Source organism: Neisseria sp. HMSC064E01 (genome assembly GCF_001808875.1).
GTDB classification, from domain to species: Bacteria; Pseudomonadota; Gammaproteobacteria; order Burkholderiales; family Neisseriaceae; genus Neisseria; species Neisseria sicca_A.
In genome coordinates this window covers 71,701-94,151 of record NZ_KV794946.1, presented here as the reverse complement: position 1 = coordinate 94,151, position 22,451 = coordinate 71,701, and the positions used below count along the sequence as shown (strand labels likewise).

The window sequence follows — 22,451 nt, the reverse complement described above, 5'->3', positions numbered from 1 at the left end:
CCCCCATCCTAACCTTCCCCCGCCGAACGGGGGAAGGGACAGATTGCTGTTGCTGCAATGAGTTGCGCAGGGCGGTTTACTGCTTTATTTCTTATCGCCTTTTTCCGGACGCACCCACCCTTCGATGACGGTTTGGCGGGCGCGGGCGAGGGCGAGTTTGTTGTCTTCGACATTGCGGGTAATCGTGCTGCCTGCGCCTGTCGTGACTTTGTTGCCGAGGGTGACGGGGGCGACTAGGACGCAGTTGGAGCCGATGCGGACTTCGTCGCCGATGACGGTTTTGTGTTTGTTTACGCCGTCGTAGTTGGCAATAATCGTGCCTGCGCCGAAGTTGGTTTTGCTACCGACTTCGGCGTCGCCGATGTAGGTGAGGTGGTTGGCTTTGGTACCTTTGCCGATGGCGGCGTTTTTGATTTCGACGAAGTTGCCGACGTGTACGTCGTCTGAAAGGCGGGCTTGCGGGCGCAGACGGGCGTAGGGGCCGATTTGGTTGTTTTGTCCGATTTCGCAGTCTTCGAAGTGGGAGAAGGGGGCGATTTTGCTGTTTGCGCCGATTTTGGCGTTTTTGATGACGCAGTTTGCGCCGATTTCGACGTTGTCGCCGATTTCGATGTCGCCTTCGAGGACGACGTTGACGTCAATCACGACGTCTTGTCCGTGTTTCAGACGACCCCTTAAGTCGAAGCGGGCGGGGTCGCGCAGGGTGACGCCTGCTTTGAGCAATTCTTGCGCCTGTTCGGTTTGGAAGATGCGTTCGAGTTCGGCGAGCTGGAGTTTGTTGTTCACGCCGGCGGCGAGGTGGGAGGCACGCACTTGGACGGGATGGACTTTGATGCCGTCGGCAACGGCTTTGGCGATGAGGTCGGTCAGGTAGTATTCGCCTTGGGCGTTGTTGCTGGAGAGGCTGTTCAACCAAGCTTCGAGTTTGGCGTTAGGCAGAACCAAAATGCCGGTATTGATTTCTTTCACGGCTTTTTGGGTGGCATCGGCGTCTTTTTCTTCGACAATGGCGGTTACGTTGCCGTTGCTGTCGCGAATGATGCGGCCCAAACCTGTCGGGTCGTTGGGCACGTCGGTCAACAGGCCGACTTCGCTGCCGGCGGCTTCGAGCAGGGTTTCAAGGGTGGCTGCGTCAATCAGGGGGACGTCGCCGTACAACACCAGCGTGCGGCCTTCGGCAGACAGGTGCGGCAGGGCGGTTTTGACGGCGTGGCCGGTGCCGAGCTGTTCGGTTTGTTCGACCCAGACGACGTCGCGTTTGACGGTGTCCAAAACTTGGTCTTTGCCGTGTCCGATGACGACGCAGATGTTTTGGGGATTCAGGGCGGCGGCGGTGTCGATAACGCGCTCGACCATGGGCTTGCCGCCGATGCGGTGCAGCACTTTGGGCATTTTGGAATACATGCGCGTGCCTTTGCCGGCGGCGAGGATGACGATGTTGAGGGGTGTGGCGGACATGATGGGCTTTCTCGAATGCAATGTTGATGAAGGGGGTATTTAGGGGTCGTCTGAACGGGGTTTTGGGGTTCAGACGACCTTTTTATTTGGGTTTGGTGTGCGGACGTGGGGATTATGGTTTATTGGGTTTGGGGTTCCAGCGGTACGAGTCGGCATGGCTGCCGTGTTCCAAGCGGTCGAGTGTGGTCGGCTTCAGGGGCGTACGCGCGGATGTGTCGGCGGGACGGCTGTCGAAGTCGTAGCGGTCTGTGGTGCAGCCGCTCAGGATGGCGGCGGCAACGAAAATCAGGGCGAGGGAACGCATGGTTTTCTCCTTGAGAAGGACGGCAGATATGGGAACGAACGGGATGGCGGTTATGTTTGAGGTCGTCTGAAACGGAAAAAACGGTTTCAGACGACCTCTGCGGGCGGATTATTCTTCGGTTTGCATTTCGGGCGCGGCTTGTCCGGCGCCTTGGGGTTTGTTCCATGTCGTGCCGCGTACGTTTTCTTGGTCGCCGTGCAGCGGTTTGAGGGTGCGGCGTTCGGGGCGGTATTGGTTGTAACGCATATCGCGGGAGTAGGTGCCGTCTTCGTAATAGATGCGCGTGCCTTTTTCGTATTTGGGGCGCAGGGAGGTGTGGCCGGATTCGTTTTGGTAGGTTTCCCAGGTACAGCCGGTCAGGGCGGCTGCGGCGGCGAGGATGAGGGCGGTGTATCGCATGATGGTTGTCCTTGTGGTCGGGCGGATTTGTGCCGTTGTTCAAACCCGATATTGTAAAGGTTTCAGACGAGTGCCGACAGTTTTTCGGCACATTCGGCGAGCGCCTGCATATCTTTTGCAACGGCGTCGGTAAAGGGCAGGGGATGGGCTTTGCTGCCGAACCATATGGTTTTCATGCCCAGCTCTTTGGCTTGGTGCAGGTTGTCCGCGCTGTCGTCTATCATGATGCACTGTTCGGGTTGGGCGTCGAGCAGGCGGCAGACGGTCAGGTAGGCTTGCGGGTCGGGCTTGTAGCGCAGTCCGAAGTCGTCCGTGCCGAGGAGTGCGTCAAAACGGTTTGCCAAACCCAATGCCCCGATAACGGCACGGACGTAAAACGAAGGGCCGTTGGAAAAAACGGCTTTGCGTCCTTTCAGACGACCTAAAACGCTTTCGGTTCCCTCCATGCCCTGCAATTTTGCCAAGATTTGCGCGATGGGATGGCTTTCGCGCAGAAATTCGCGGATGTCGATTTCGGGGTGGTGGATTTGCAGGCCGGCAAGCGTTGCGCCGTACCGGTGCCAATAGTCCTGACGCAGGTCGGACGCCGCTTCTTCGGAGAGCTTGAGGCGTTGCGCCATGTAGTCGGTCATGGCGCGGTTGATGATGTAGAAGATGCCTGCATCGGCGTTGTGCAGCGTGTTGTCGAGGTCAAAGAGCCAAACGGGGGAAAGGTTCATGTCGTGTGTTGGTGCGGATTTTGTTATGATGGTTCGTATTTTACCCGTACAAAGGTTAGAGAATGAAACTGAAATTATCCGCCCTCGCCCTCTTGCTGGCTTCGGCAAACTTATCCGCCCAGACCGAAGTGCGCCTTGCCGTGCACAAATCCTTCAGCCTGCCCCAATCCGCCATCGCGCAGTTTGAAAAAGCCAACGATGCCAAAGTCTCCGTTATCAAGGCGGGCAGCGGCAACGAAATGCTCAACAAGCTGATTCTCAGCAAGGCAAACCCGATTGCCGACGCGGTGTACGGTTTGGACAACGCCAACATCGGCAAAGCGCGCGAAGCAGGCATACTGGCGGCGGCGCAGCCCAAATCCGCGCCCGTTTCAGCAGGTATGCCCGTCATCGCGGCGGTCAATTACGGCTACGTTACCCTCAACTACGACAAAAAATGGTTTGAACAGAAAAAACTGCCGCTGCCCAAAGCCTTGCAGGACTTGACCCGCCCCGAATATAAAAACCTGCTGGTGACGCCCTCGCCCGCCACGTCCTCGCCCGGACTCGCCTTCCTGATGGCAAACATCGGCGGCATGGGCGAAGAGGGCGCGTTCAAATGGTGGGCGCAGATGCGTCAAAACGGTGTGAAAGTCGCCAAAGGCTGGAGTGAAGCCTATTACACCGACTTCACCCAAAACGGCGGCGCGTATCCGCTCGTCGTCAGCTACGCTGCCAGCCCCGCCGCCGAAGTCCACTACTCCAAAGGCAAATACAGTGTGCCGCCGACCGGCAACCTCTTTCTCAAAGGCGGCGTGTTCCGCCAAGTCGAAGGTGCGGCAGTCTTGAAAGGCGCGAAACAGCCCGAGCTGGCGGCAAAACTCGTACAGTGGCTGCAAAGCGGCGAAGTGCAAAAAGCCCTGCCGACCGAAATGTGGGTCTATCCCGCCGTGAAAAACACGCCGCTGCCCAAAGTGTTCGAGTTCGCCCAAGCCCCGAAACAAACCGACTCGCCCAGCCGCAACGACATCGACACCAAACAGAAACAATGGGTCAGCCGCTGGACGAAGACCGTGTTAAGGTAAGTGGGAAGGTCGTCTGAAAACCCAAAACGGTTTCAAACTTATCGAAACTGTGTTTTCAGACGACCCCTTACCGTTTCGTTTTGAATGAAGGAAACCCATGAAGCCCCTACTCTACGCCTTCACACTGACCGCACTGGGCGGCTGTTTCTACACCGAAACCCCATACGGGCGCACTGCCGTCCTTGACCTGCCCGTCCATTCCCAAACCACCATCAACAAAACCGTTACCGTCAATGCCCCGCCGGGAACGACCGTCATCTATCAGGACAGCGAGCCGGTACACCGCTACGGCTATCCCTACCCGCCTTACCCGCGTCCGTATCCCGCGCGTCGGATTTACCGGTATTGAAAAATGTCTGTGGAAGCGATTTATGAAAAACTGACCAAGTTGCCCACCGTTATTGGTCTGGATAATGAAGTCCTGTTGATTGAGGAACTTCAAAAAAGCGAGATAGAAGACATCAGGCAAAATCTGGACAGCTTCTTGTCTATATTGAATGACCTGCAAATTTCGCATCAAAGTGACGGCATATTCGGCGTGACGCCTGAGAACAAGCACATTTTTTTCAGTTTTGTTTTTTGGCTTCAGACTGTTCAAAATAAAATTGGAATGGATATAAGCCGGTACGCCGATGGGTTTGATACCGATTTCAGCGGCGATTTGACCATATAAGGACGGATAAAAACCGTATTCCTTATCGGCACGCTGTTTCAGACGACCTCTTTCTATAGTGGATTAACTTTAAATCAGGACAAGGCGACGAAGCCGCAGATAGTACAAAATCAGGACAAGGCGACGAAGCCGCAGACATTACAGATAGTACGGAACCGATTCACTTGGTGCTTTAAGCACCTTAGAGAATCGTTCTCTTTGAGCTAAGGCGAGGCAACGCCGTACTGGTTTAAATTTAATCCACTATAAATCACGGCACTTTGTCCGTCCCGACTTCCTTAACGGTGTCTTCCCGCCGTTTTTTCCCGTAAAATAATGCCTTTAACTCCCGATACTTGTTTTCAGACGACCCGTCCCCACCGTAGAGGTCGTCTGGAATCTACTCTATCTCAATCAAAACAATACAATGATTCAAAAAATATTCTCATGGTTCGAATCCCGAATCGACCCCTATCCCGAAGCCGCCCCGAAAACGCCTGAAAAAGGGCTGTGGCGGTTTGTCTGGAGCAACATCGAAGGCTTGCGCAAATGGATTGCCGTATTGGCGGTGTTTACCGCCGGTATCGGTATCATGGAAGCCCTGCTGTTTCAATTTATGGGCAAAGTCGTGGACTGGCTCGGCAAATACACGCCCGCGACCCTGTTTGCCGAAAAAGGCTGGGCGTTGACGGCAATGGCGGGGATGATGGTGTTTTTCGCCCTTTGGACCTTCCTCGCGTCCAACGTGCGCCTGCAAACCCTGCAAGGCGTGTTCCCCATGCGCCTGCGCTGGAATTTCCACCGCCTGATGCTGGGGCAGAGTCTCGGTTTCTATCAGGACGAATTTGCCGGCCGCGTGTCCGCCAAAGTCATGCAGACCGCGCTGGCGATGCGCGACGTGGTGATGACGGTTGCCGACATGGTTGTGTATGTGCTGGTGTATTTCATTACTTCCGGCGTGATTTTGATTTCGTTCGACGGCTGGCTGCTGCTGCCCTTTATCGGCTGGATTATCGGCTTCGCCTTAGTGATGCGCTTCCTGATTCCCAAGCTTGGGAAAACCGCCGCGCGTCAGGCGGATGCGCGTTCGCTGATGACCGGCCGCATTACCGACGCCTATTCCAACATCACCACCGTCAAACTCTTCTCCCACGGCGCGCGCGAAGCGGCTTACGCCAAGCAGTCGATGGAAGAATTTATGGTTACGGTACACGCCCAAATGCGTTTGGCGACGCTTCTGCACACCTGCAGCTTCATCGTCAACAGCTCGCTGACCGCCGGCACGACCGCGCTGGGCATCTGGCTTTGGTATCACGGGCAAGTCGGCGTCGGCGCAGTTGCTACCGCCACCGCCATGGCTTTGCGCGTCAACGGTTTGTCGCAATACATCATGTGGGAATCCGCCCGCTTGTTTGAAAACATCGGCACCGTCGGCGACGGCATGGCGACTCTGTCCAAGCCGCACACCATCCTCGACAAGCCGAACGCCCTGCCGCTAAAAGTGTCGCAAGGCGAAATCAAGTTCGAACACGTCGATTTCTCCTACGAAGCCGGCAAACCGCTGCTCAACGGCTTCAACCTCACCATCCGCCCGGGCGAAAAAGTCGGCTTGATCGGACGCAGCGGCGCGGGCAAATCCACCATCGTCAACCTGCTTTTGCGCTTCTACGAACCGCAAAGCGGCACGATTTCGATTGACGGGCAAAACGTCGACAGCGTAACCCAAGAAAGCCTGCGCGCCCAAATCGGTCTGGTCACGCAAGACACCTCGCTGCTGCACCGTTCCGTGCGCGACAACATCGTTTACGGCCGTCCCGATGCGACTGATGCCGAAATGATTTCCGCCGCCGAACGCGCCGAAGCCGCCGACTTCATCCCCAACCTTTCCGACGCCAAAGGGCGGCGCGGCTATGATGCACACGTCGGCGAACGCGGCGTGAAACTCTCCGGCGGCCAACGCCAACGCATCGCCATCGCCCGCGTCATGCTCAAAGACGCGCCGATCCTGCTGCTTGACGAAGCCACCAGCGCGCTCGACTCCGAAGTCGAAGCCGCCATCCAAGAAAGCCTCGACAAAATGATGGACGGCAAAACCGTCATCGCCATCGCCCACCGACTCTCCACCATCGCCGCGATGGACAGGCTCATCGTCTTGGACAAAGGCCGCATCATCGAAGAAGGCAGCCACGCCGAACTCCTCGAAAAACAAGGTCTCTACGCCAAACTCTGGGCGCACCAAAGCGGCGGTTTCTTGAGTGAACACGTCGATTGGGAACATAATTGAGTGTCTTGCAGTAAGTAAAAGGTCGTCTGAAAATCCGGTTTTGAGTTTCAGACGACCCCAGTTCAAAATCATCTCGTCAGGGCGCAAGATTGCGCCCTTCTTTTTTGGGTATAAATTACGAATCTGACCGCAGGATGGAAGGTTCGTCTGAAACCGAAAATCAGGTTTCAGACGACCTTTTTTGATTTCGGCATAACGATGCGCTAAACTTCCCGCTTGTGCCGCCTGACAGGGCGGATGGCAGATTGCCCCCTGTTCTCCTGATTTCGCCTGTTTTCATGAGCAAGCGGACAACAGGTTTTCTGCCGCTTTACCGCAGCCGAGCCGATAAAAACACGACGGAGCGCATACCGCGACAGGTTTCGCGCCGTTCGGCTGAATATATGTTCCAAACCAAAAATCCATCTATAAAGGTCGTCTGAAAATGAAACCATTGCTGATTCAAACACTGCGTACTACGCTGACTGCGTCTGTCGTACTCATGCTCGCTGCCTGTCCGAGCCATAATTCCGGCAAATCGGACAACAAGCCGCATACCCAGACCGCGGATACCGCCAAGCCCAAAGCCGTGGTCGCCCTTGCGCTTGGTGGCGGCGCATCCAAAGGCTTTGCCCATATCGGCATTATCAAAGTCTTGAAAGAAAACAATATTCCCGTCAAAGTCGTGACCGGTACATCCGCAGGCTCCATCGTCGGCAGCCTGTACGCTTCAGGCATGTCGCCCGACCGCCTCGAACTCGAAGCCGAAATTTTGGGCAAAACTGACTTGGTTGACCTGACCCTCTCCACCAGCGGCTTTATCAAAGGCGAAAAACTGCAAAACTACATCAACTACAAAGTCGGCAACCGCTCCATCCAACAATTTCCGATCAAATTCGCCGCCGTCGCCACCGATTTTGAAAGCGGCAAAGCCGTCGCCTTCAACCGAGGCAACGTCGGACAGGCAGTGCGGGCGTCCGCTTCCATCCCCAACGTGTTCCAGCCCGCCGTGATTGGCGGCCGCCGATATGTGGACGGCGGTCTGTCGCAACCCGTTCCCGTCAGCGCGGCTAAAAAACAAGGTGCCAATTTCATCATCGCCGTCGATATTTCCGCCCGTCCGGTGAAAAACGTCAACAAAGACTTTTTCTCGTATCTTGACCAAACGTTCAACGTCATGAGCATTCCGCTGCTCCAACATGAATTGGGTCAGGCAAACGTCGTGATCAAACCGAAAGTGTTGGAGATGGGTTCTATCGGCGGTTTCGACCAAAAACGACGTGCCATCCAATTGGGTGAGGAAGCCGCCCGTGCCGCCCTGCCGGAAATCAAGCGCAAACTCGCCGCCTATCAATATTAATCAATCATTTACCGCATCAAAAAGGTCGTCTGAAAACAGCTTTTCCGTTTTCAGACGACCTCCGTTATAGTGGATTAACTTTAAATCAGGACAAGGCGACGAAGCCGCAGATAGTACAAAATCAGGACAAGGCGACGAAGCCGCAGACATTACAGATAGTACGGAACCGATTCACTTGGTGCTTTAAGCACCTTAGAGAATCGTTCTCTTTGAGCTAAGGCGAGGCGCAACGCCGTACTGGTTTAAAGTTAATCCACTATACATCGCGGGACAGCATCAAAGGATGTTTTATGAACAACAAACTCATCGCCTTGATATTAATCGGCGTTTCGCTGAACGCAGCGGCAGACAGCGCGGAAGACAATCTGATGAACGCGCGTTCCGCCTACCGCGCCGCCCTGAAGCAGCAAACCGGCAACGACAGCAAAATCATTTCCCTGCAAAGCGACCTTGAAGACGCGCAATACCGCCTGCAAAAAGCCCAAGCCGACATCGTCCGCTTGCAGGGCGAGCTTCAGGCGGCAATGAATGTGAAAAGCCAGCAGGCGGAAACCTTGAGGCAGGCTGGGCAGCAGCTCGATTCCGCGTGGGGCGCCGTGTACGGACCGGGCGGAACCAAAGCAGGGCGGTAAACGGTTTGCTGCTTCGATGGACACGTTGTCCATTCTTTCTATTCAAACAAAAGGTCGTCTGAAATCGGTTTCCCGTTTTCAGATGACCTTTTTCAATACCTATCGTTTAAGCGTTCAGTAAACTTTCATCCAGCGTCAGCTCTTCATTTTTGTTCACCGCCACTTTGCGTGTCAGGACGTTTTGCGCGATTTCTTGCGCTTCAGCGAGCGAGTGCATCATGTAGGTGCCGCATTGGTATTCGTTCAATTCGGGGATTTTGCTTTGGTCTTTGACATTGACCACATCCTGCATCGAAGCGAGCCATGCGTCGGCGACCTGCTGCTCGTCGGGCGTGCCGATGAGGCTCATGTAGAAACCGGTGCGGCAGCCCATCGGTGAAATATCGATGATTTCGACGCCGTTGCCGTTCAAGTGGTCGCGCATAAAGCCCGCGAACAAATGCTCCAGCGTGTGGATGCTTTTTTCGGACAGGATTTCTTTGTTGGGAACGCAAAAGCGCAGGTCGAATACGGTAATGGTGTCGCCTTTGGGCGTGGTCATTGTTTTCGCCACACGCACGGCAGGGGCGTGCATACGGGTGTGGTCAACCTTGAAACTGTCTAACAGGGGCATTTTGTTATCCTTTTGAGTGGGTTATGTAGGTTTTCGGGATAGGATTTTGTCCAGCAATTCATCGTCCAAGACGCGGTTTTCGACTTTCACCCATTCTCCGTCTGTTTCAGGGAAGCCGTTGCGGCAATATCCTGCCTGCTCGACAAAATCATAGACGGCATGGATGTAGTCGTTGATGCACAAAGCTGCCAAAGTGCAGGCATCGTCCCATAAGATCAAGACATGATTGGGGATATGTTTGTCGGATACATCTTCGACATTGTAGATATGCAAGGCATCCAAAATCCCATCTTTCGAGGCGGCATAAAAGTAGCCTGTGTCGCCGTCGTCTTCAAAGACGACGCCATAAGGGACATGTTCGAAAAATGATTGTAAAACTTCGGGCGTGCCGACAGTAAAGTCTTTGATTTCGGAAGTTAGATACAGAGGTAATTGTGCCATTGGGTAACGCTCTCTTTGTGATAACACTCAAATTACAATTCGGCAATTTCCACCGCTTCACCCGAAGCCGCGCTTAAGGCTTCGTTCAAAACATCGTAAAAATCGCGACTGTCGCGCGTTGCTAGCCATTTGCTGTTTTGCTCGGCAAAATGGTAGCCGCCGCTTTTTGCGGCAATCCATAATTCTTGGTTTGGCGTGTGGCGGTTGACGATGATTTGCGTGCCGTCCGCCGCTTCGATGGTCAGGACGTTTCCAGCAAACTGGCAGTCGAAATCCCAGCCGTTTTCGTCGATTTGGTCTTCGATGTGTTCGAACAATTCTTCGCTCATGCGGATGAATTCGCTTTCGGTCATCATGGCTTTTTGCGTGTTTTTTGTTTAAGATACCGAATCTTGCCACATTCGCGCTTATGAAGGAAGTTTACCGATGAAATACGGCGTATTTTTTGCGGCGGCAACCGCCCTCCTGCTTTCAGCCTGCGGTTACAAAGGCGACCTCTACTTGCCCAAAGAAGGCGACAAGGCGCGTTTCGGCGTGATCCAAACCGGCTTAAAAGTCCATTCTTCCAAAGAGCCGACCAATCAAACCAACGACTAAGTCTGACCACCATGACCCTGCATTGCGAACAAGTCCCTTACCCCCGCCTTGCCGAAGAATTCGGCACGCCGCTTTATGTGTACAGCCAATCCGCGCTGACCGAAGCATTTGAAAATTATCAAACCGCGTTTGCCGCGCTTTCCCCGCTCGTCTGCTACGCCGTCAAGGCAAATGGCAATCTGAGCATCATCAAACACTTCGCCTCGCTGGGTAGCGGTTTCGATATCGTCTCCGGCGGCGAATTGGCACGCGTTTTGGCGGCGGGCGGCGACGCGGCGAAAACCATATTTTCAGGCGTGGGCAAAAGCGAGGCGGAAATCGAGTTCGCGCTTCATGCCGGCGTGAAATGCTTCAATATGGAAAGCATCCCCGAAATCGACCGCATTCAAAAGGTTGCCGAACGCTTGGGCAAAACCGCGTCCGTCTCCCTGCGCGTCAACCCCGATGTCGATGCCAAAACCCATCCCTACATCTCCACAGGCTTGAAAGCCAACAAATTCGGCATCGCCTACGCCGACGCGCTCGAAGCCTACCGCCACGCCGCCCGCCAAAGCCACCTCAAAATCATCGGCATCGACTGCCACATTGGTTCGCAGCTGACCGACCTCAGCCCGCTCATCGAAGCCTGCGAACGCATTTTGATTTTGGTCGACCAATTGGCGGATGAAGGCATCGTTTTAGAACATCTGGACTTAGGCGGCGGCGTCGGCATCGTTTATCAAGACGAAACCGTCCCCGATTTGGGCGCGTATGCCCAAGCGGTGCAAAAACTGATCGGTACACGTCGTCTGAAACTCATCCTCGAACCCGGCCGCAGCTTGGTCGGCAATGCAGGATCGCTACTGACGCGCGTCGAGTTCGTCAAACACGGCGAAGAGAAAAACTTCGTCATGGTCGATGCCGCCATGAACGACCTCATGCGCCCCGCACTGTATGACGCCTATCACCATATCGAAGCGGTAGAAGCAAAAAACATCCCGCCGCTGACCGCCAACATCGTCGGCCCGATTTGCGAAACCGGCGACTTCCTTGGCAAAGACCGCACTATCGCCTGCGAAGAAGGCGATTTGCTGGTTATCCGCAGCGCAGGCGCATACGGCGCCAGCATGGCAAGCAATTACAACACGCGCAACCGGGCGGCGGAAGTTTTGGTGGACGGTAACGAATACCGGCTTATCCGCCGACGCGAAACCTTAGAACAGCAAATGGCAAACGAAATGGCTTGTTTGTAAGGTTTGATCGTTTATAGCCCATAAACCACCAAGCGGGTTTATGGGCTAAAGATTAATTAAATCAAGGTATTTTAGTTTTAGGATATGACCCTCCATACGTTTTCAGACGACCCCTCACCATTCCCCGTACAAACTCAGGACAAACACGATATGACCTTAGACCAATGGCTGCGCCATTCGCAGTTGCCGAGACTTGAAGCCCGTATGTTGCTGCAATATGCAGGCGGGTATAGTCGCGTGCAGTTGGTCACGCAAGGCGCTGATCCGCTGCCGGAAGCAGTAGCCGCGCAACTGGATATCCTTCAGACACGTCGTCTGAAAGGCGAGCCGATGGCGTATATTTTGGGCGGACGCGAGTTTTACGGACGATGGTTTGAAGTCAGTCCTGACGTGTTGATTCCCCGTCCTGAAACCGAGCATTTGGTGGAGGCGGTTATCGAGCATCTTCCTGAAAACGGACAGGTTTGGGATTTGGGAACGGGCAGCGGGGCGGTCGCCGTGACGGTGGCGTTGGAAAGAACGGATGCGGCAGTGCGCGCTTCCGATATCAGCGGCGGAGCGTTGGCGATTGCCCGTAAAAACGCGGAAACTCTGGGCGCAAGGGTCGAGTTTGCATTGGGTTCGTGGTTTGAGACGGATAAGACGTCGTCTGAAGACAAACACCGCTTCGATGTCATTGTTTCCAATCCGCCTTATATCGAAGCCGGCGACGAGCATTTGAGCCAAGGGGATTTGAGATTCGAGCCGCAAACGGCGTTGACAGATTTTGCCGACGGCTTGAGCTGTATTCGAGAGCTGGCGCAGCGCGCGCCGGAATTTTTAAAAGAGGGCGGATGGCTGCTGCTGGAACATGGTTACAACCAAGGCGCAGCAGTGCGGCAGATTTTGACGGCAAACGGCTTTGCCGAAGTCAGTACGCAACAAGATTTGGCAGGGCTGGACAGATTGACTTTAGGCATGTTCCGCCACATCGAATAATGTTTTCCAGCGGTTGAAAGTGAAGCCGCCAATCTGCCGCCTGCCGTATCGTGTCCGTTTATTGTGGTTTAATCATGCAGCGTCGCAGCATGTAAAGTATTTTCCAATAAAGTAGCAATCGTCATCGGACCGACCCCGCCGGGTACCGGGGTAATCATGCCCGCCCGTTCTTTTGCCACATCAAATTCCACATCGCCGCACAGGCTGCCATCTTCCAAACGGTTAATCCCGACATCAATCACCACCGCGTCGGGTTTAATCCATTCCCCTTTGACAAAATTGGGAATCCCGACGCCTACCACCACAATATCGGCAGCCCCGACTTCCTTGTCCAAGTTTTCCGTCGCACTGTGGCAAATCGTTACCGTGGCGCGGGCAAGCAGCAGCTCCAATGCCTGCGGGCGTCCGACAATATTCGATGCCCCGACAACCACTGCTTTCTTGCCTTTCGGATCGATGCCGTAAGCCTCCAGCAGCGTCATCACGCCTTTGGGCGTACAAGGGCGCATCAGAGGCATTTTTACCACCAAACGACCCACGTTATAAGGATGGAAACCGTCCACATCTTTGTCCGGATGGATACGTTCCAAAACAGCCTGACTGTCTAAGCCTTCAGGAAGCGGAAGCTGAACCAAAATACCGTCTACTTCCGCGTTTGCATTCAATTCATCAATCAGTTTCAACAAATCTTCCTGAGAAGTCGATGCAGGCAGTTCATAAGACAAAGACCGGATGCCGCATTTTTGGCAGGCTGCTTTTTTGTTGCGGACATATACCGCGCTGGCAGGATTGTCTCCGACCAATACTACCGCCAAACAAGGCGCACGCAATCCCGACTCAAGCCGTTTGGCTACCGCAGCGGACACCAGCTGCAAACGCTCCTGCGATATTTTTTTACCGTCAATCAATTGGGCTGTCATGAAATTTCCATTTGGTTATCAATAAATAGCAAACGCAATTATCGCATTTTTAAACCGATTTGGCAGTCGGATAACAGCAAAAACCGAAACTGTATTTTTGAACGGCATTACACCCGATATGAAGTAGGCAAAAAATTAAATTTTAAATAAAAATAAACAGATAATTTAGAAAAAAGAAAAATGATCTCAAATTGGATTGACAGGATTTCAGCGTATCTGTATATTCCCATTCTTCAGTCGGGGCGTAGCGCAGCCCGGTTAGCGCATCTGCTTTGGGAGCAGAGGGTCGTGAGTTCGAATCCCACCGCCCCGACCACACAAAAAATTCAGCACGAATCGGCATGAGCGCCCGTAGCTCAACCGGATAGAGCACCGACCTTCTAAGTCGGGGGTTACAGGTTCGATTCCTGTCGGGCGTGCCAAAAGTTAATGGTGGCTGTAGCTCAGTTGGTAGAGCCCTGGATTGTGATTCCAGTTGTCGTGGGTTCGAGCCCCATCAGCCACCCCAAATAAAAAATCCTGCATAGCAATATGCAGGATTTTTTATTTTCTATTGCATTTCAAATAGCGGTTGGACTTGCGCGTCATCCGTGAGAATTGAAGTATTTGGCTTTTTAGGTAGCTTTGAGGTCGTCTGAAAAGACCTTTTGAAAGTCATTCTAACGAAACGGATTTTTCATACGATTTTAAAAGGAAACTCATGCACATCACATTTCCTGAATGGTTTGATGATCTTGCCGAATTTGAAGCCGAGAACAAAGGCTGTCTATTGGATTTCCCATTATGTATCAATGGGCAAAATTTTGTTTTTACCTTCTACGATTTATGCCGCCTCAACCAAACCCATGCCGATGAATCTGACTCAGTCGGTTTTTTGAAAAACGAAGCAGTCGTTGTGCTGCAAGCGGTAAATCGGGCAAACATCACCTGCTTTGTTCAAGCATTTTTCCAAATAGAATGAAAAATAAAAACATGAAAAAGCACATCACAGACCTGCGCAACGCCCTGTATAACCATGATTTAACTGTTGCTTCTGAAGAGGACAGTCCCGCCTTCCCTGCCATGTGGACGCTGTCACATCCCTATTTCACGCTGCCGATGACCATTGCTTTTTATAATGTGAACGATATCAGCGTTATACCGCTGCACGAGAGTTTCGGTTGCTATCTGATGGAGCAGCCCGAAATATCGCTGTATTTCACCAAAACAAACCGCCATTCGTGGCAGCGTGATTTGACCGTTTTTATTAAAACGCTGATGCAATACATTCACTCAACCGAAGCGAAACGCGACAAGGTTGTCCGAAAGGATATTTGAACAAACAGTCTTCCTGTAAATACGGTTTCCAAACAGAAAGACGTCGTCTGAAAAACAGTAAAGGGTTTTCAGACGACGTCTTTGTTTTTACGCGTTTCTTAGAAGCGGTAGTTAACGCTCAGACGAACATCACGACCGATGCCCGGCAGGGTTTCGCCGCGTTGGCTGTGCGGATAGTAGAACTTGTTGAACACGTTGTTGACTGCGAAGTTGACGTTGAGCGTATCTTTGCCCAGCGGTTTCCAGTTGGCGAATATGTCGTTCACGCCGTAGCCTTTGCGTTTGACTTCGCCCTTGTCGCGAACCAATACCGAACCGGAGGCTTTTTGGAGGTAGCGACCACGCCAGCCGATTTCCAAATTCGGATTTTGGAAGCGGTAGGAGAGGGAGGTCGTCCAAGTGCGGCCGGTTTGTACGGCAAATTCGGGGTTTGCGCTTAACAGGTTTTCAGGATGGGTGTCGTAGATGCGCGGTTTGCTGTGGCTGACGCCGACTTTAGCCAGCAGGCCGCCTGTGCGGTAGGATGCGCCCAATTCATAGCCATGGTTTTTGATGTAGCCCGCATTGACGATTTCGCGTACGCCTGCAATCGGATTGCCTGCGGCATCATGGCGTTGCTGCGGACCTGCGACGGCATCTTTGATTTTTTGCCAGAAATAGCTACCGTTAGCGGCAAAGTTGCCGTTGTTGTAGTTGAAGCCGATTTCGGTATTGCGGGCGCGTTCGGCTTTGGTGCCGTCTGCAATCGACGTGATGGCGTTTCTGCGTCCATGTTGGCGCATCGCATCGTAAAGGCGCGGGCTGCGGGATGCGTAGTTGTGGCTGGCACTGAGATTCCAGTGTTCGTGCGGCTGCCAAATCACACCGAAGCTCGGGTTGACTGTGCCGTCGGAAACGGATTTGCCGTCATGAGTTTTGATGTCGAAATGGTCGTAGCGTAAGCCGCCTGTAAGAGTAAAGTCGCCGATGTCGTGGATGGCTTCGGCGTAAATGCCGGCATCGCTTTTCTTCGGATTGCTCAAGGCAGGATTGAAGAATACCGGTGGTTTGATTTCTTGATGGCGGTAGTTGACGCCGTATTTGATTAATGTGTTTTCGCCAATGCGGCTGTCCAGATTGAAATTCGCGCCTTTGGTTTCGATAACGGTCGTGTTCGGGCCGGGCAGGTTGCCTGCGTAGCCGTTTTTGCTGTCATCGGCGGAATAGCGTTCGTTTTTCATGATATAGGCGTTGGCATCCAGTTTTTCAACAAAGCCTAAGTTGTTCGCCGTCCATGCCAAATTGGTGTTGGAGAGACTGGTTTCGCGGTAGGTCGGGGCTTGGCGTGCCAAAGTCAGACGCGGGTCGTTGGTGGAAGTAAATTCTTCACGGACGGTGCGGATGCCTCGGTGTTGATCATTCATGTGGCTTAACACTAAGCGGTGGTCGCCGAAGGTGGCGCCGATTTTGGCAAGATAGCTGCGTTTGTCCAATCCGCTGTACGGTACGGTTTTGCCGCCGTTGCTGTTTGTATAGCCTTTGCCGGGTTTGTAATCTTTTTCATCGTTGCGGCTGTAAGAGAACAAACCGTCGAAGTTGCCGGCTTTTCCGAACACGCTTGCGCCGTAGCTTACGCCGTCATTAGAGGCATAGCCGCTGTTGAGGCGTACACCCCAGTTTTTGTCCAAACCTTTGAGCAAGTCTTCGGCATCGACTGTTTTGGTAATAATCGCACCGTTGGTAGCGCCGATACCGGCAGATGCGGAACCCGCGCCTTTCTGTACGGAGACGATTTTGACCAGCGCTGGGTCGATGATGAAACGGCCTTGGTGATACAGCATTTGGCTGTCGGAATAGGCGTTGTCCACCTTAATATCCACCGAGTTCTGTCCCATGCCGCGCAGCGTCAGGAATTGGGACGAGCCGTTGCCGCCGCCGAAATCGATAGCAGGTTCGTCTTTCAATAATCCGCGTAAATCGGTTGCCGTGTTTTCGTCTTTTTGCTGAAGGGTAACAATGTTGGTTTTGATTTTGCTGCCTTGGCGGTCACCTTTCACAGTAACAGTATCAAGGGTAACGCTTTCTTTTGCTTCATTTTCCGCGTGGGCAAAACCGGCGGCGAGTGCCATTGAAAGCAGGCTGAAGCGGAACAGAGGTGAAGTCATGGAAATTTCCTTTTGTTGGATAAGTTTCAGTTAATCGATAAATTATTTATTAATAATAATTTTTATTTTATTTTAAAGATAGGATATTATTTTGTAAAGGTGTGCATAGGTTTGCGCCAATAGTGTCTGGTTTTTTCTTGATTGAACCATTTGAAGTTTGCCGACTGTAAAAGGTCGTCTGAAAATATTTGTCTGCTTGGGCAGCATTGAACGTAGGGCGGGGATGGTGCGCAACCTGTTATGCCCGTTTTCAGACGACCTTAAGCGGAAAATTTTTGCTTCTTCCCTTGAATTTATCGTGCCGAACCCTAATTTGCCGCTGTGTTCAGGTAAGTTTTTTGATGAACTTGCCGCCTTCTTTTTCAAACCGCATCTGCCGGATGAAGGCAGATGATTGTTTTCAAACTATTTATCGGAGCATAAAACATGACCATCCGTCCTTTACACGACCGCGTCGTCGTCAAACGCTTGGAAGCTGAAGAGAAAACCGCATCAGGCATCGTCCTGCCGGGTGCAGCCGCTGAAAAACCCGACATGGGCGAAGTGATCGCCGTAGGTGCGGGCAAAATCGGTAAAGACGGCGAACGCCGTCCACTGGATGTCAAAGTCGGCGACAAAGTGATTTTCGGTAAATACAGCGGTCAAACCGTTAAAGCCGACGGCGAAGAGCTGTTGGTGATGCGTGAAGAAGATATTTTCGGTATTGTGGAGTAATTATTATGGCAACTCATGCAGCTGCATTGGGCCATGCAAAAGAAATAGCTGGAAAAGCATTCTCAGAAGCTATTCAGAATATTGATAAAGCAGTTGGTACACCTGGATATGCAGCAAATCATCCAGAGCTTATTAGAGCTTATATTGAATTATTTTTAGCAGTCTATCAAACAGATAGAGCTGCGGAAAAATAAAAAATTTTAGGTAATTTGCAAAATTTTTTAATTAAATCTACTTAATAGGAATCAGTAAAATGGCAGCAAAAGACGTACAGTTCGGTAACGAAGTCCGCCAAAAAATGGTCAGCGGCGTGAACACTCTGGCAAACGCCGTCCGCGTAACTTTGGGTCCTAAAGGCCGCAACGTAGTCGTTGACCGCGCATTCGGCGGTCCGCACATCACTAAAGACGGCGTTACCGTCGCTAAAGAAATCGAACTGAAAGACAAATTCGAAAACATGGGTGCGCAAATGGTGAAAGAAGTCGCGTCCAAAACCAACGACGTAGCGGGCGACGGTACCACTACCGCCACCGTACTGGCGCAAGCCATCGTTGCCGAAGGCATGAAATACGTGACCGCCGGCATGAACCCGACCGACCTGAAACGCGGTATCGACAAAGCCGTCGCCGCTTTGGTTGAAGAGCTGAAAAACATCGCCAAACCTTGCGACACTTCCAAAGAAATCGCCCAAGTCGGCTCAATTTCCGCCAACTCCGACGAACAAGTCGGCGCGATTATTGCCGAAGCGATGGAAAAAGTCGGCAAAGAAGGCGTGATTACCGTTGAAGACGGCAAATCTTTGGAAAACGAATTGGATGTCGTAGAAGGTATGCAGTTCGACCGCGGCTACCTGTCTCCTTACTTCATCAACGACGCGGAAAAACAAATCGCTGCGCTGGACAATCCGTTTGTATTGCTGTTCGACAAAAAAATCAGCAACATCCGCGACCTGTTGCCTGTTTTGGAACAAGTGGCAAAAGCCAGCCGTCCGCTGTTGATTATCGCTGAAGACGTAGAAGGCGAAGCCTTGGCGACTTTGGTGGTGAACAACATCCGCGGCATCCTGAAAACCGTTGCCGTGAAAGCTCCGGGCTTTGGCGACCGCCGCAAAGCCATGTTGCAAGACATCGCCATCCTGACCGGCGGCACCGTGATTGCCGAAGAAGTCGGCCTGTCTTTGGAAAAAGCCACTCTGGAAGACTTGGGTCAAGCCAAACGCATCGAAATCGGTAAAGAAAACACCACCATCATCGACGGCTTCGGCGACGCTGCCCAAATCGAAGCGCGTGTTGCCGAAATCCGCCAACAAATCGAAACCGCAACCAGCGATTACGACAAAGAAAAACTGCAAGAGCGCGTTGCCAAACTGGCAGGCGGCGTGGCAGTGATTAAAGTCGGTGCCGCTACCGAAGTCGAAATGAAAGAGAAAAAAGACCGCGTGGAAGACGCGCTGCACGCTACCCGCGCAGCCGTTGAAGAAGGCGTGGTTGCCGGCGGCGGCGTAGCCCTGTTGCGCGCCCGTGCCGCTCTGGAAAACCTGCACACCGGCAATGCCGACCAAGACGCAGGCGTACAAATCGTCTTGCGCGCCGTTGAGTCTCCGCTGCGCCAAATCGTTGCCAACGCAGGCGGCGAGCCTAGCGTAGTGGTGAACAAAGTGCTGGAAGGCAAAGGCAACTACGGTTACAACGCAGGTTCCGGTGAATACGGCGACATGATTGAAATGGGCGTACTCGACCCCGCCAAAGTAACCCGCTCCGCGCTGCAACACGCCGCGTCTATCGCCGGCCTGATGCTGACGACCGATTGCATGATTGCCGAAATCCCTGAAGAAAAACCGGCTATGCCTGATATGGGCGGCATGGGTGGTATGGGCGGCATGATGTAAGGTTGCCCAAACCTGAGCGCAAACAAAAACCTGCACGGACAACCGTGCAGGTTTTTTCTTATTTGAAAGAAGGTCGTCTGAAAACGGGTAGGGCGGATTTTCAGACGACCCCTAGCTTATCTTGCCTGCTCCATAGCAGCCATTAATGCATTAAAATTTTGCATCAGCGTTGCTTTATCGAACCAGCCGGCCAGTGTAAACAGCTGTATAAAAATCCCTATAATCACAACCATACAGCAGAAGTACAAAAGATAGCCTTTGAATACCGTCCAGACTTTGACTTGACCCATTTGCATCAAGCCGACAGCTTGCGCCCAAAACGCCCAAGTCTTCCAAAACATCAACAGCGGCGTAATTTGCGGGATATAAAACACAAGCAGCGCTGGAATCATCAAAGCTTCCGATGCCAAGATGAATCCCCATAAAGGCAGGCGCGGCGCGCCGTTTATACTTAAAACATAACGCATCACACGGCTCAAAATCAGCCACTTTATGACGGTAACCAACACGCCAAAGACGACAGCCGCAGTGCTGACGCCGAGCAAGGGAGACATATCTGCCGCATTAATCATGCCCAACAACAGCAAAATTGCCAAAATGACAGGCAGCGTATAGAAATAATCAGCAGGATTCTTATAGCGCAGGCGCAGAATATCCCACATATCTTTTAAAAAAACATACAACATCAAACAGATATCTTCAGAAACAAAAAAGCGATTGTATCTTAAAACGACACATAGGTCGTCTGAAATCGACAATCCATCCCCGATGGAAAAATTGTGGATGCCAACGGTCGATATCCGGCGGATTTCGTTGAAAATCATCGAAATTTAATTTAAGTTAAAACAAAAGTTTATAAAATATCTCCGCACCATTTCAAAATAAACCTTGCATGAACCTGTTGTTTTTGGTTTAATGCCCACTTCCCTGCAATGCAGATGAAGGCCAGATAGCTCAGTTGGTAGAGCAACGGATTGAAAATCCGTGTGTCGGCGGTTCGATTCCGCCTCTGGCCACCATAAAAACCGCCTAAGGCGGTTATTTTTTTATCTCGTGCCATCAAGCATCATCAAACCAATCTCTCATCGATAAGATATCACACAGTTTTCAGTTTCACTCTGTTATCTGATTCCCCCCTTTCCGCTAATCAAAACGTCTTTTATGTTTGAAATACAAAAACGAAGGTCGTCTGAAAACATATAGTGGATTAAATTTAAACCAGTACGGCGTTGCCTCGCCTTAAGCTCAAAGAGAACGATTTTCTAAGGTGCTGAAGCACCCAAGTGAATGGTTCCGTACTATCTGGATTTTGGGGAATTTTGCAAAGGTCTCTATCTGTACTATCTGCGGCTTCGTCCGCCTTGTCCTGATTTTTGTTAATCCACTATAAAAGCCGGTTTTAACTGCTCCAACTTCATTTTCAGACGACCTTTTTGCCTTTAGTCTTTGCGTGGCGTCCAATAGACGTCTTCTTTTTTGACGATACCGCGTTTAAGGATATCGGCGGCTAAGGCTGCGGTGTCGGGCGGATTTTGATAGAACGCCGCATCTTCCTTGCTCATCGCCGAGTAGATGCCTTTCCAATGGGTTTTGGCTGGAGGCAGGGGCAGGACTTCGTCTAGGTGCGGGAAGGTGTAGAAGGGGTTGCCGCTTTTTGTGCCTGTGCCCATAATGGCTTTTTCTAGCTCGACATAGGCTGCTTCGCGAACAGGATCAGCAGGTGTAGCCGAAAATTCCTTCATATAGGCTTTTGACTTACCATAAACTTTCCTTAAAGATAAAGCAGCAGTCCCTCCTCCTTCACCACCTTGACGTACAGCATTATGCATTAATTGTAAGGACTCTTTTAGGTTGCCGCGTATTGAATATATCACACCTAATCTGTTCATTGCGGTAGAAAACCCTTGCTTCGCAGCACAGCTCAATAACAGTTCTCGAACCTTTTTATTATTAAACTGTTTATCGTAAATTAAAGACAACTCATATTGCGCCAGCGGCACGCCCAAATCCACAGCCTTTTGCAAATAGGCAAGACCAAGTTGTGGGTTGCGGCGATAACCTGCATTGCCTTCGTACAGCGCGTCAAACAACCAGTAGTTCGCCATTGCCCAATTTTTATCTAAACCGTAGTGCAGCCATTTGCGGGCACGGTTGTGCAAGGGGTTGTACATAATGCCGGTCGAACCTTGAACATGGGTGTAGAGCAGGTAGAGATTGTTAATTGCCTGATAATGCCCCTTTGATGCCGCCGCTTCGTACAAGACAATCATGTCCTGAAATTCCTCTTTATTCATACGCCAGTCTTTGGCATCAAGCAGGGTAGCAGCGCGATACCAAAGATGGGATTCGGCATCGGGTGGGGACGGCGGCGTCCAAGTGGCGCAGGTATATTGGGTACGCTTGGAATCAAAGGCTTTGGGTGCTGGATGGGTTTGAGTGTAATCGCGGTCGGATTGGGACGGAGAGACCGAACCGCAAGAAGTCAGCAGGGGGATAAGTAGGGCGATGAAAGTGAGTTTGTTCATGGTATGTGTTTTATTATGGTTCAGGGAGGTCGTCTGAAAACGGATTTCGGATTTCAGACGACCTTTTTGCCTTTAGTCTTTGCGCGGCGACCAATAGACGTCTTCTTTTTTGACAATGCCGCGTTTGAGAATCTCGGCGGCTAAGGCTGCGGTGTCAGGCGGGTTTTGATAGAACGCTGCGTCTTCTTTACTCATTGCAGAGTAGATGCCTTTCCAATGGGTTTTGGCGGG

Annotated in this window: 26 protein-coding genes, 4 tRNA genes and 1 pseudogene; 19 read left to right on the top strand and 12 right to left on the bottom strand. The window is 52.0% G+C overall.

All coding sequences use genetic code 11. From position 1 onward, the window contains the following. Positions 1-84: 84 nt before the first annotated feature. The 4 genes from glmU to HMPREF2572_RS09040 form a co-directional block, all read right to left on the bottom strand. Positions 85-1,458 carry a bifunctional UDP-N-acetylglucosamine diphosphorylase/glucosamine-1-phosphate N-acetyltransferase GlmU gene (gene glmU / locus HMPREF2572_RS09055; protein WP_070497893.1) on the bottom strand — a complete coding sequence of 458 codons (1,374 nt, stop codon included), beginning with the start codon at positions 1,456-1,458 and terminating at the stop codon, positions 85-87. A gap of 112 nt (positions 1,459-1,570) precedes the next feature. Further along, positions 1,571-1,762, bottom strand: coding sequence for a hypothetical protein (locus tag HMPREF2572_RS09050; RefSeq protein ID WP_040667918.1), 192 nt, complete (start codon positions 1,760-1,762; stop codon positions 1,571-1,573). Between the two features lie 108 nt (positions 1,763-1,870). Then, the gene (locus HMPREF2572_RS09045) at positions 1,871-2,161 is read right to left on the bottom strand and encodes a spore cortex protein (RefSeq protein WP_070497891.1); all 291 of its coding nucleotides are present in this window, start codon (positions 2,159-2,161) and stop codon (positions 1,871-1,873) included. Between the two features lie 62 nt (positions 2,162-2,223). Beyond that, positions 2,224-2,880, bottom strand: a complete 657-nt coding sequence (locus HMPREF2572_RS09040) for a pyrimidine 5'-nucleotidase (RefSeq protein WP_070497889.1) — start codon at positions 2,878-2,880, stop codon at positions 2,224-2,226. A 62-nt stretch (positions 2,881-2,942) separates the two neighbouring features. Here HMPREF2572_RS09040 and HMPREF2572_RS09035 point away from each other — a divergent pair, with 62 nt between their 5' ends. From HMPREF2572_RS09035 to HMPREF2572_RS09010, 6 genes are all read left to right on the top strand, one after another. Next, positions 2,943-3,944 (top strand): thiamine ABC transporter substrate-binding protein, encoded by a 1,002-nt coding sequence (locus HMPREF2572_RS09035; protein WP_070497887.1) that lies wholly within the window; start codon positions 2,943-2,945, stop codon positions 3,942-3,944. 97 nt (positions 3,945-4,041) lie between these two features. Next, a complete protein-coding gene (locus HMPREF2572_RS09030) occupies positions 4,042-4,293 on the top strand; it encodes a hypothetical protein (RefSeq protein WP_045075626.1) in 252 nt (83 codons plus the stop codon). A 3-nt stretch (positions 4,294-4,296) separates the two neighbouring features. After that, positions 4,297-4,617, top strand: a complete 321-nt coding sequence (locus HMPREF2572_RS09025; protein ID WP_070497885.1) for a hypothetical protein — start codon at positions 4,297-4,299, stop codon at positions 4,615-4,617. Positions 4,618-5,023: 406 nt separating this feature from the next. Then, the gene (locus tag HMPREF2572_RS09020; RefSeq protein ID WP_070497883.1) at positions 5,024-6,880 is read left to right on the top strand and encodes an ABC transporter ATP-binding protein; all 1,857 of its coding nucleotides are present in this window, start codon (positions 5,024-5,026) and stop codon (positions 6,878-6,880) included. 424 nt (positions 6,881-7,304) lie between these two features. Beyond that, complete coding sequence (locus tag HMPREF2572_RS09015) at positions 7,305-8,219, top strand: patatin-like phospholipase family protein (RefSeq protein ID WP_070497880.1); 915 nt, start codon at positions 7,305-7,307, stop codon at positions 8,217-8,219. A gap of 290 nt (positions 8,220-8,509) precedes the next feature. Then, positions 8,510-8,851, top strand: coding sequence for a hypothetical protein (locus HMPREF2572_RS09010; RefSeq protein ID WP_070497879.1), 342 nt, complete (start codon positions 8,510-8,512; stop codon positions 8,849-8,851). A 106-nt stretch (positions 8,852-8,957) separates the two neighbouring features. On the opposite strand, the gene luxS is transcribed toward HMPREF2572_RS09010, so the two are convergent. From luxS to cyaY, 3 genes are read right to left on the bottom strand one after another with little or no spacing between them, the layout of a single operon-like run. Further along, positions 8,958-9,464, bottom strand: a complete 507-nt coding sequence (gene luxS / locus HMPREF2572_RS09005) for an S-ribosylhomocysteine lyase (RefSeq protein ID WP_070497876.1) — start codon at positions 9,462-9,464, stop codon at positions 8,958-8,960. A gap of 21 nt (positions 9,465-9,485) precedes the next feature. Further along, a complete protein-coding gene (locus HMPREF2572_RS09000) occupies positions 9,486-9,905 on the bottom strand; it encodes a DUF2251 domain-containing protein (RefSeq protein ID WP_070497874.1) in 420 nt (139 codons plus the stop codon). Positions 9,906-9,937: 32 nt separating this feature from the next. Beyond that, positions 9,938-10,261 carry an iron donor protein CyaY gene (gene cyaY / locus HMPREF2572_RS08995; protein ID WP_070497872.1) on the bottom strand — a complete coding sequence of 108 codons (324 nt, stop codon included), beginning with the start codon at positions 10,259-10,261 and terminating at the stop codon, positions 9,938-9,940. A gap of 70 nt (positions 10,262-10,331) precedes the next feature. Here cyaY and HMPREF2572_RS08990 point away from each other — a divergent pair, with 70 nt between their 5' ends. The 3 genes from HMPREF2572_RS08990 to prmC all read left to right on the top strand — a co-directional run bounded on the left by HMPREF2572_RS08990 (position 10,332) and on the right by prmC (position 12,712). Continuing rightward, positions 10,332-10,502: an LPS translocon maturation chaperone LptM gene (locus tag HMPREF2572_RS08990; protein ID WP_003745044.1), complete on the top strand. Its 171-nt coding sequence runs from the start codon at positions 10,332-10,334 to the stop codon at positions 10,500-10,502. 11 nt (positions 10,503-10,513) lie between these two features. Then, positions 10,514-11,734, top strand: coding sequence for a diaminopimelate decarboxylase (gene lysA / locus HMPREF2572_RS08985; RefSeq protein WP_070497870.1), 1,221 nt, complete (start codon positions 10,514-10,516; stop codon positions 11,732-11,734). Between the two features lie 150 nt (positions 11,735-11,884). Beyond that, the gene (gene prmC, locus HMPREF2572_RS08980; RefSeq protein ID WP_070497867.1) at positions 11,885-12,712 is read left to right on the top strand and encodes a peptide chain release factor N(5)-glutamine methyltransferase; all 828 of its coding nucleotides are present in this window, start codon (positions 11,885-11,887) and stop codon (positions 12,710-12,712) included. Positions 12,713-12,780: 68 nt separating this feature from the next. On the opposite strand, the gene folD is transcribed toward prmC, so the two are convergent. After that, positions 12,781-13,632, bottom strand: coding sequence for a bifunctional methylenetetrahydrofolate dehydrogenase/methenyltetrahydrofolate cyclohydrolase FolD (gene folD, locus HMPREF2572_RS08975; protein WP_070497865.1), 852 nt, complete (start codon positions 13,630-13,632; stop codon positions 12,781-12,783). Positions 13,633-13,870: 238 nt separating this feature from the next. On the opposite strand from folD, the gene HMPREF2572_RS08970 reads away from it, so the two are divergent. From HMPREF2572_RS08970 to HMPREF2572_RS08950, 5 genes are all read left to right on the top strand, one after another. Next, positions 13,871-13,948, top strand: a tRNA-Pro gene (locus HMPREF2572_RS08970). 29 nt (positions 13,949-13,977) lie between these two features. Next, positions 13,978-14,054: transfer RNA gene (locus tag HMPREF2572_RS08965), tRNA-Arg, on the top strand. Positions 14,055-14,064: 10 nt separating this feature from the next. Beyond that, positions 14,065-14,140, top strand: a tRNA-His gene (locus tag HMPREF2572_RS08960). 192 nt (positions 14,141-14,332) lie between these two features. Next, complete coding sequence (locus tag HMPREF2572_RS08955) at positions 14,333-14,593, top strand: hypothetical protein (RefSeq protein WP_070497863.1); 261 nt, start codon at positions 14,333-14,335, stop codon at positions 14,591-14,593. Positions 14,594-14,604: 11 nt separating this feature from the next. Then, a complete protein-coding gene (locus HMPREF2572_RS08950) occupies positions 14,605-14,949 on the top strand; it encodes a hypothetical protein (protein ID WP_246827793.1) in 345 nt (114 codons plus the stop codon). 98 nt (positions 14,950-15,047) lie between these two features. On the opposite strand, the gene HMPREF2572_RS08945 is transcribed toward HMPREF2572_RS08950, so the two are convergent. Next, entirely contained in the window at positions 15,048-17,093 is a 2,046-nt protein-coding gene (locus HMPREF2572_RS08945; RefSeq protein ID WP_070497858.1) for a TonB-dependent siderophore receptor, read from the bottom strand. Positions 17,094-17,250: 157 nt separating this feature from the next. On the opposite strand from HMPREF2572_RS08945, the gene HMPREF2572_RS08940 reads away from it, so the two are divergent. Genes HMPREF2572_RS08940 through groL form a run of 4 tightly spaced genes read left to right on the top strand, consistent with a single transcriptional unit; the run spans position 17,251 to position 19,695 of the window. After that, on the top strand, positions 17,251-17,487 hold the full coding sequence (locus tag HMPREF2572_RS08940; protein WP_070497856.1) for a hypothetical protein: 237 nt from the start codon (positions 17,251-17,253) through the stop codon (positions 17,485-17,487). Between the two features lie 32 nt (positions 17,488-17,519). Continuing rightward, the gene (gene groES, locus HMPREF2572_RS08935) at positions 17,520-17,807 is read left to right on the top strand and encodes a co-chaperone GroES (RefSeq protein WP_003684150.1); all 288 of its coding nucleotides are present in this window, start codon (positions 17,520-17,522) and stop codon (positions 17,805-17,807) included. A 5-nt stretch (positions 17,808-17,812) separates the two neighbouring features. After that, on the top strand, positions 17,813-18,001 hold the full coding sequence (locus tag HMPREF2572_RS08930; RefSeq protein ID WP_070497854.1) for a hypothetical protein: 189 nt from the start codon (positions 17,813-17,815) through the stop codon (positions 17,999-18,001). A gap of 59 nt (positions 18,002-18,060) precedes the next feature. Next, the gene (gene groL, locus HMPREF2572_RS08925) at positions 18,061-19,695 is read left to right on the top strand and encodes a chaperonin GroEL (protein WP_003744506.1); all 1,635 of its coding nucleotides are present in this window, start codon (positions 18,061-18,063) and stop codon (positions 19,693-19,695) included. Between the two features lie 116 nt (positions 19,696-19,811). Here the strand turns inward: groL and HMPREF2572_RS08920 are convergent, their stop codons facing one another. Then, positions 19,812-20,381 (bottom strand): hypothetical protein, encoded by a 570-nt coding sequence (locus HMPREF2572_RS08920; RefSeq protein ID WP_070497852.1) that lies wholly within the window; start codon positions 20,379-20,381, stop codon positions 19,812-19,814. A gap of 257 nt (positions 20,382-20,638) precedes the next feature. Between HMPREF2572_RS08920 and HMPREF2572_RS08915 the strand changes: the two genes are divergently transcribed. Continuing rightward, a tRNA-Phe gene (locus tag HMPREF2572_RS08915) sits at positions 20,639-20,714 on the top strand. Between the two features lie 420 nt (positions 20,715-21,134). Here HMPREF2572_RS08915 and HMPREF2572_RS08910 read toward each other — a convergent pair. After that, positions 21,135-22,220: a tetratricopeptide repeat protein gene (locus HMPREF2572_RS08910; protein WP_070497850.1), complete on the bottom strand. Its 1,086-nt coding sequence runs from the start codon at positions 22,218-22,220 to the stop codon at positions 21,135-21,137. A gap of 72 nt (positions 22,221-22,292) precedes the next feature. Further along, positions 22,293-22,451 (bottom strand): annotated as a pseudogene (locus HMPREF2572_RS15085) (sel1 repeat family protein); the annotation flags it as partial.

What these genes read in the sequence shown, in the direction of transcription:
- prmC (WP_070497867.1), top strand. Translation starts at nt 11,885, where the DNA reads ATGACCTTAGACCAATGGCTGCGCCATTCGCAGTTGCCGAGACTTGAA.
- HMPREF2572_RS09050 (WP_040667918.1), bottom strand. Translation starts at nt 1,762, where the DNA reads ATGCGTTCCCTCGCCCTGATTTTCGTTGCCGCCGCCATCCTGAGCGGC.
- HMPREF2572_RS08945 (WP_070497858.1), bottom strand. Translation starts at nt 17,093, where the DNA reads ATGACTTCACCTCTGTTCCGCTTCAGCCTGCTTTCAATGGCACTCGCC.
- HMPREF2572_RS08955 (WP_070497863.1), top strand. Translation starts at nt 14,333, where the DNA reads ATGCACATCACATTTCCTGAATGGTTTGATGATCTTGCCGAATTTGAA.
- HMPREF2572_RS09020 (WP_070497883.1), top strand. Translation starts at nt 5,024, where the DNA reads ATGATTCAAAAAATATTCTCATGGTTCGAATCCCGAATCGACCCCTAT.
- HMPREF2572_RS08990 (WP_003745044.1), top strand. Translation starts at nt 10,332, where the DNA reads ATGAAATACGGCGTATTTTTTGCGGCGGCAACCGCCCTCCTGCTTTCA.
- HMPREF2572_RS09030 (WP_045075626.1), top strand. Translation starts at nt 4,042, where the DNA reads ATGAAGCCCCTACTCTACGCCTTCACACTGACCGCACTGGGCGGCTGT.
- cyaY (WP_070497872.1), bottom strand. Translation starts at nt 10,261, where the DNA reads ATGATGACCGAAAGCGAATTCATCCGCATGAGCGAAGAATTGTTCGAA.
- HMPREF2572_RS09045 (WP_070497891.1), bottom strand. Translation starts at nt 2,161, where the DNA reads ATGCGATACACCGCCCTCATCCTCGCCGCCGCAGCCGCCCTGACCGGC.
- HMPREF2572_RS09040 (WP_070497889.1), bottom strand. Translation starts at nt 2,880, where the DNA reads ATGAACCTTTCCCCCGTTTGGCTCTTTGACCTCGACAACACGCTGCAC.
- HMPREF2572_RS08920 (WP_070497852.1), bottom strand. Translation starts at nt 20,381, where the DNA reads ATGTTGTATGTTTTTTTAAAAGATATGTGGGATATTCTGCGCCTGCGC.
- luxS (WP_070497876.1), bottom strand. Translation starts at nt 9,464, where the DNA reads ATGCCCCTGTTAGACAGTTTCAAGGTTGACCACACCCGTATGCACGCC.
- groL (WP_003744506.1), top strand. Translation starts at nt 18,061, where the DNA reads ATGGCAGCAAAAGACGTACAGTTCGGTAACGAAGTCCGCCAAAAAATG.
- HMPREF2572_RS09035 (WP_070497887.1), top strand. Translation starts at nt 2,943, where the DNA reads ATGAAACTGAAATTATCCGCCCTCGCCCTCTTGCTGGCTTCGGCAAAC.
- HMPREF2572_RS09015 (WP_070497880.1), top strand. Translation starts at nt 7,305, where the DNA reads ATGAAACCATTGCTGATTCAAACACTGCGTACTACGCTGACTGCGTCT.
- glmU (WP_070497893.1), bottom strand. Translation starts at nt 1,458, where the DNA reads ATGTCCGCCACACCCCTCAACATCGTCATCCTCGCCGCCGGCAAAGGC.
- HMPREF2572_RS09000 (WP_070497874.1), bottom strand. Translation starts at nt 9,905, where the DNA reads ATGGCACAATTACCTCTGTATCTAACTTCCGAAATCAAAGACTTTACT.
- folD (WP_070497865.1), bottom strand. Translation starts at nt 13,632, where the DNA reads ATGACAGCCCAATTGATTGACGGTAAAAAAATATCGCAGGAGCGTTTG.
- lysA (WP_070497870.1), top strand. Translation starts at nt 10,514, where the DNA reads ATGACCCTGCATTGCGAACAAGTCCCTTACCCCCGCCTTGCCGAAGAA.
- HMPREF2572_RS08930 (WP_070497854.1), top strand. Translation starts at nt 17,813, where the DNA reads ATGGCAACTCATGCAGCTGCATTGGGCCATGCAAAAGAAATAGCTGGA.
- HMPREF2572_RS09010 (WP_070497879.1), top strand. Translation starts at nt 8,510, where the DNA reads ATGAACAACAAACTCATCGCCTTGATATTAATCGGCGTTTCGCTGAAC.
- groES (WP_003684150.1), top strand. Translation starts at nt 17,520, where the DNA reads ATGACCATCCGTCCTTTACACGACCGCGTCGTCGTCAAACGCTTGGAA.
- HMPREF2572_RS08910 (WP_070497850.1), bottom strand. Translation starts at nt 22,220, where the DNA reads ATGAACAAACTCACTTTCATCGCCCTACTTATCCCCCTGCTGACTTCT.
- HMPREF2572_RS09025 (WP_070497885.1), top strand. Translation starts at nt 4,297, where the DNA reads ATGTCTGTGGAAGCGATTTATGAAAAACTGACCAAGTTGCCCACCGTT.
- HMPREF2572_RS08950 (WP_246827793.1), top strand. Translation starts at nt 14,605, where the DNA reads ATGAAAAAGCACATCACAGACCTGCGCAACGCCCTGTATAACCATGAT.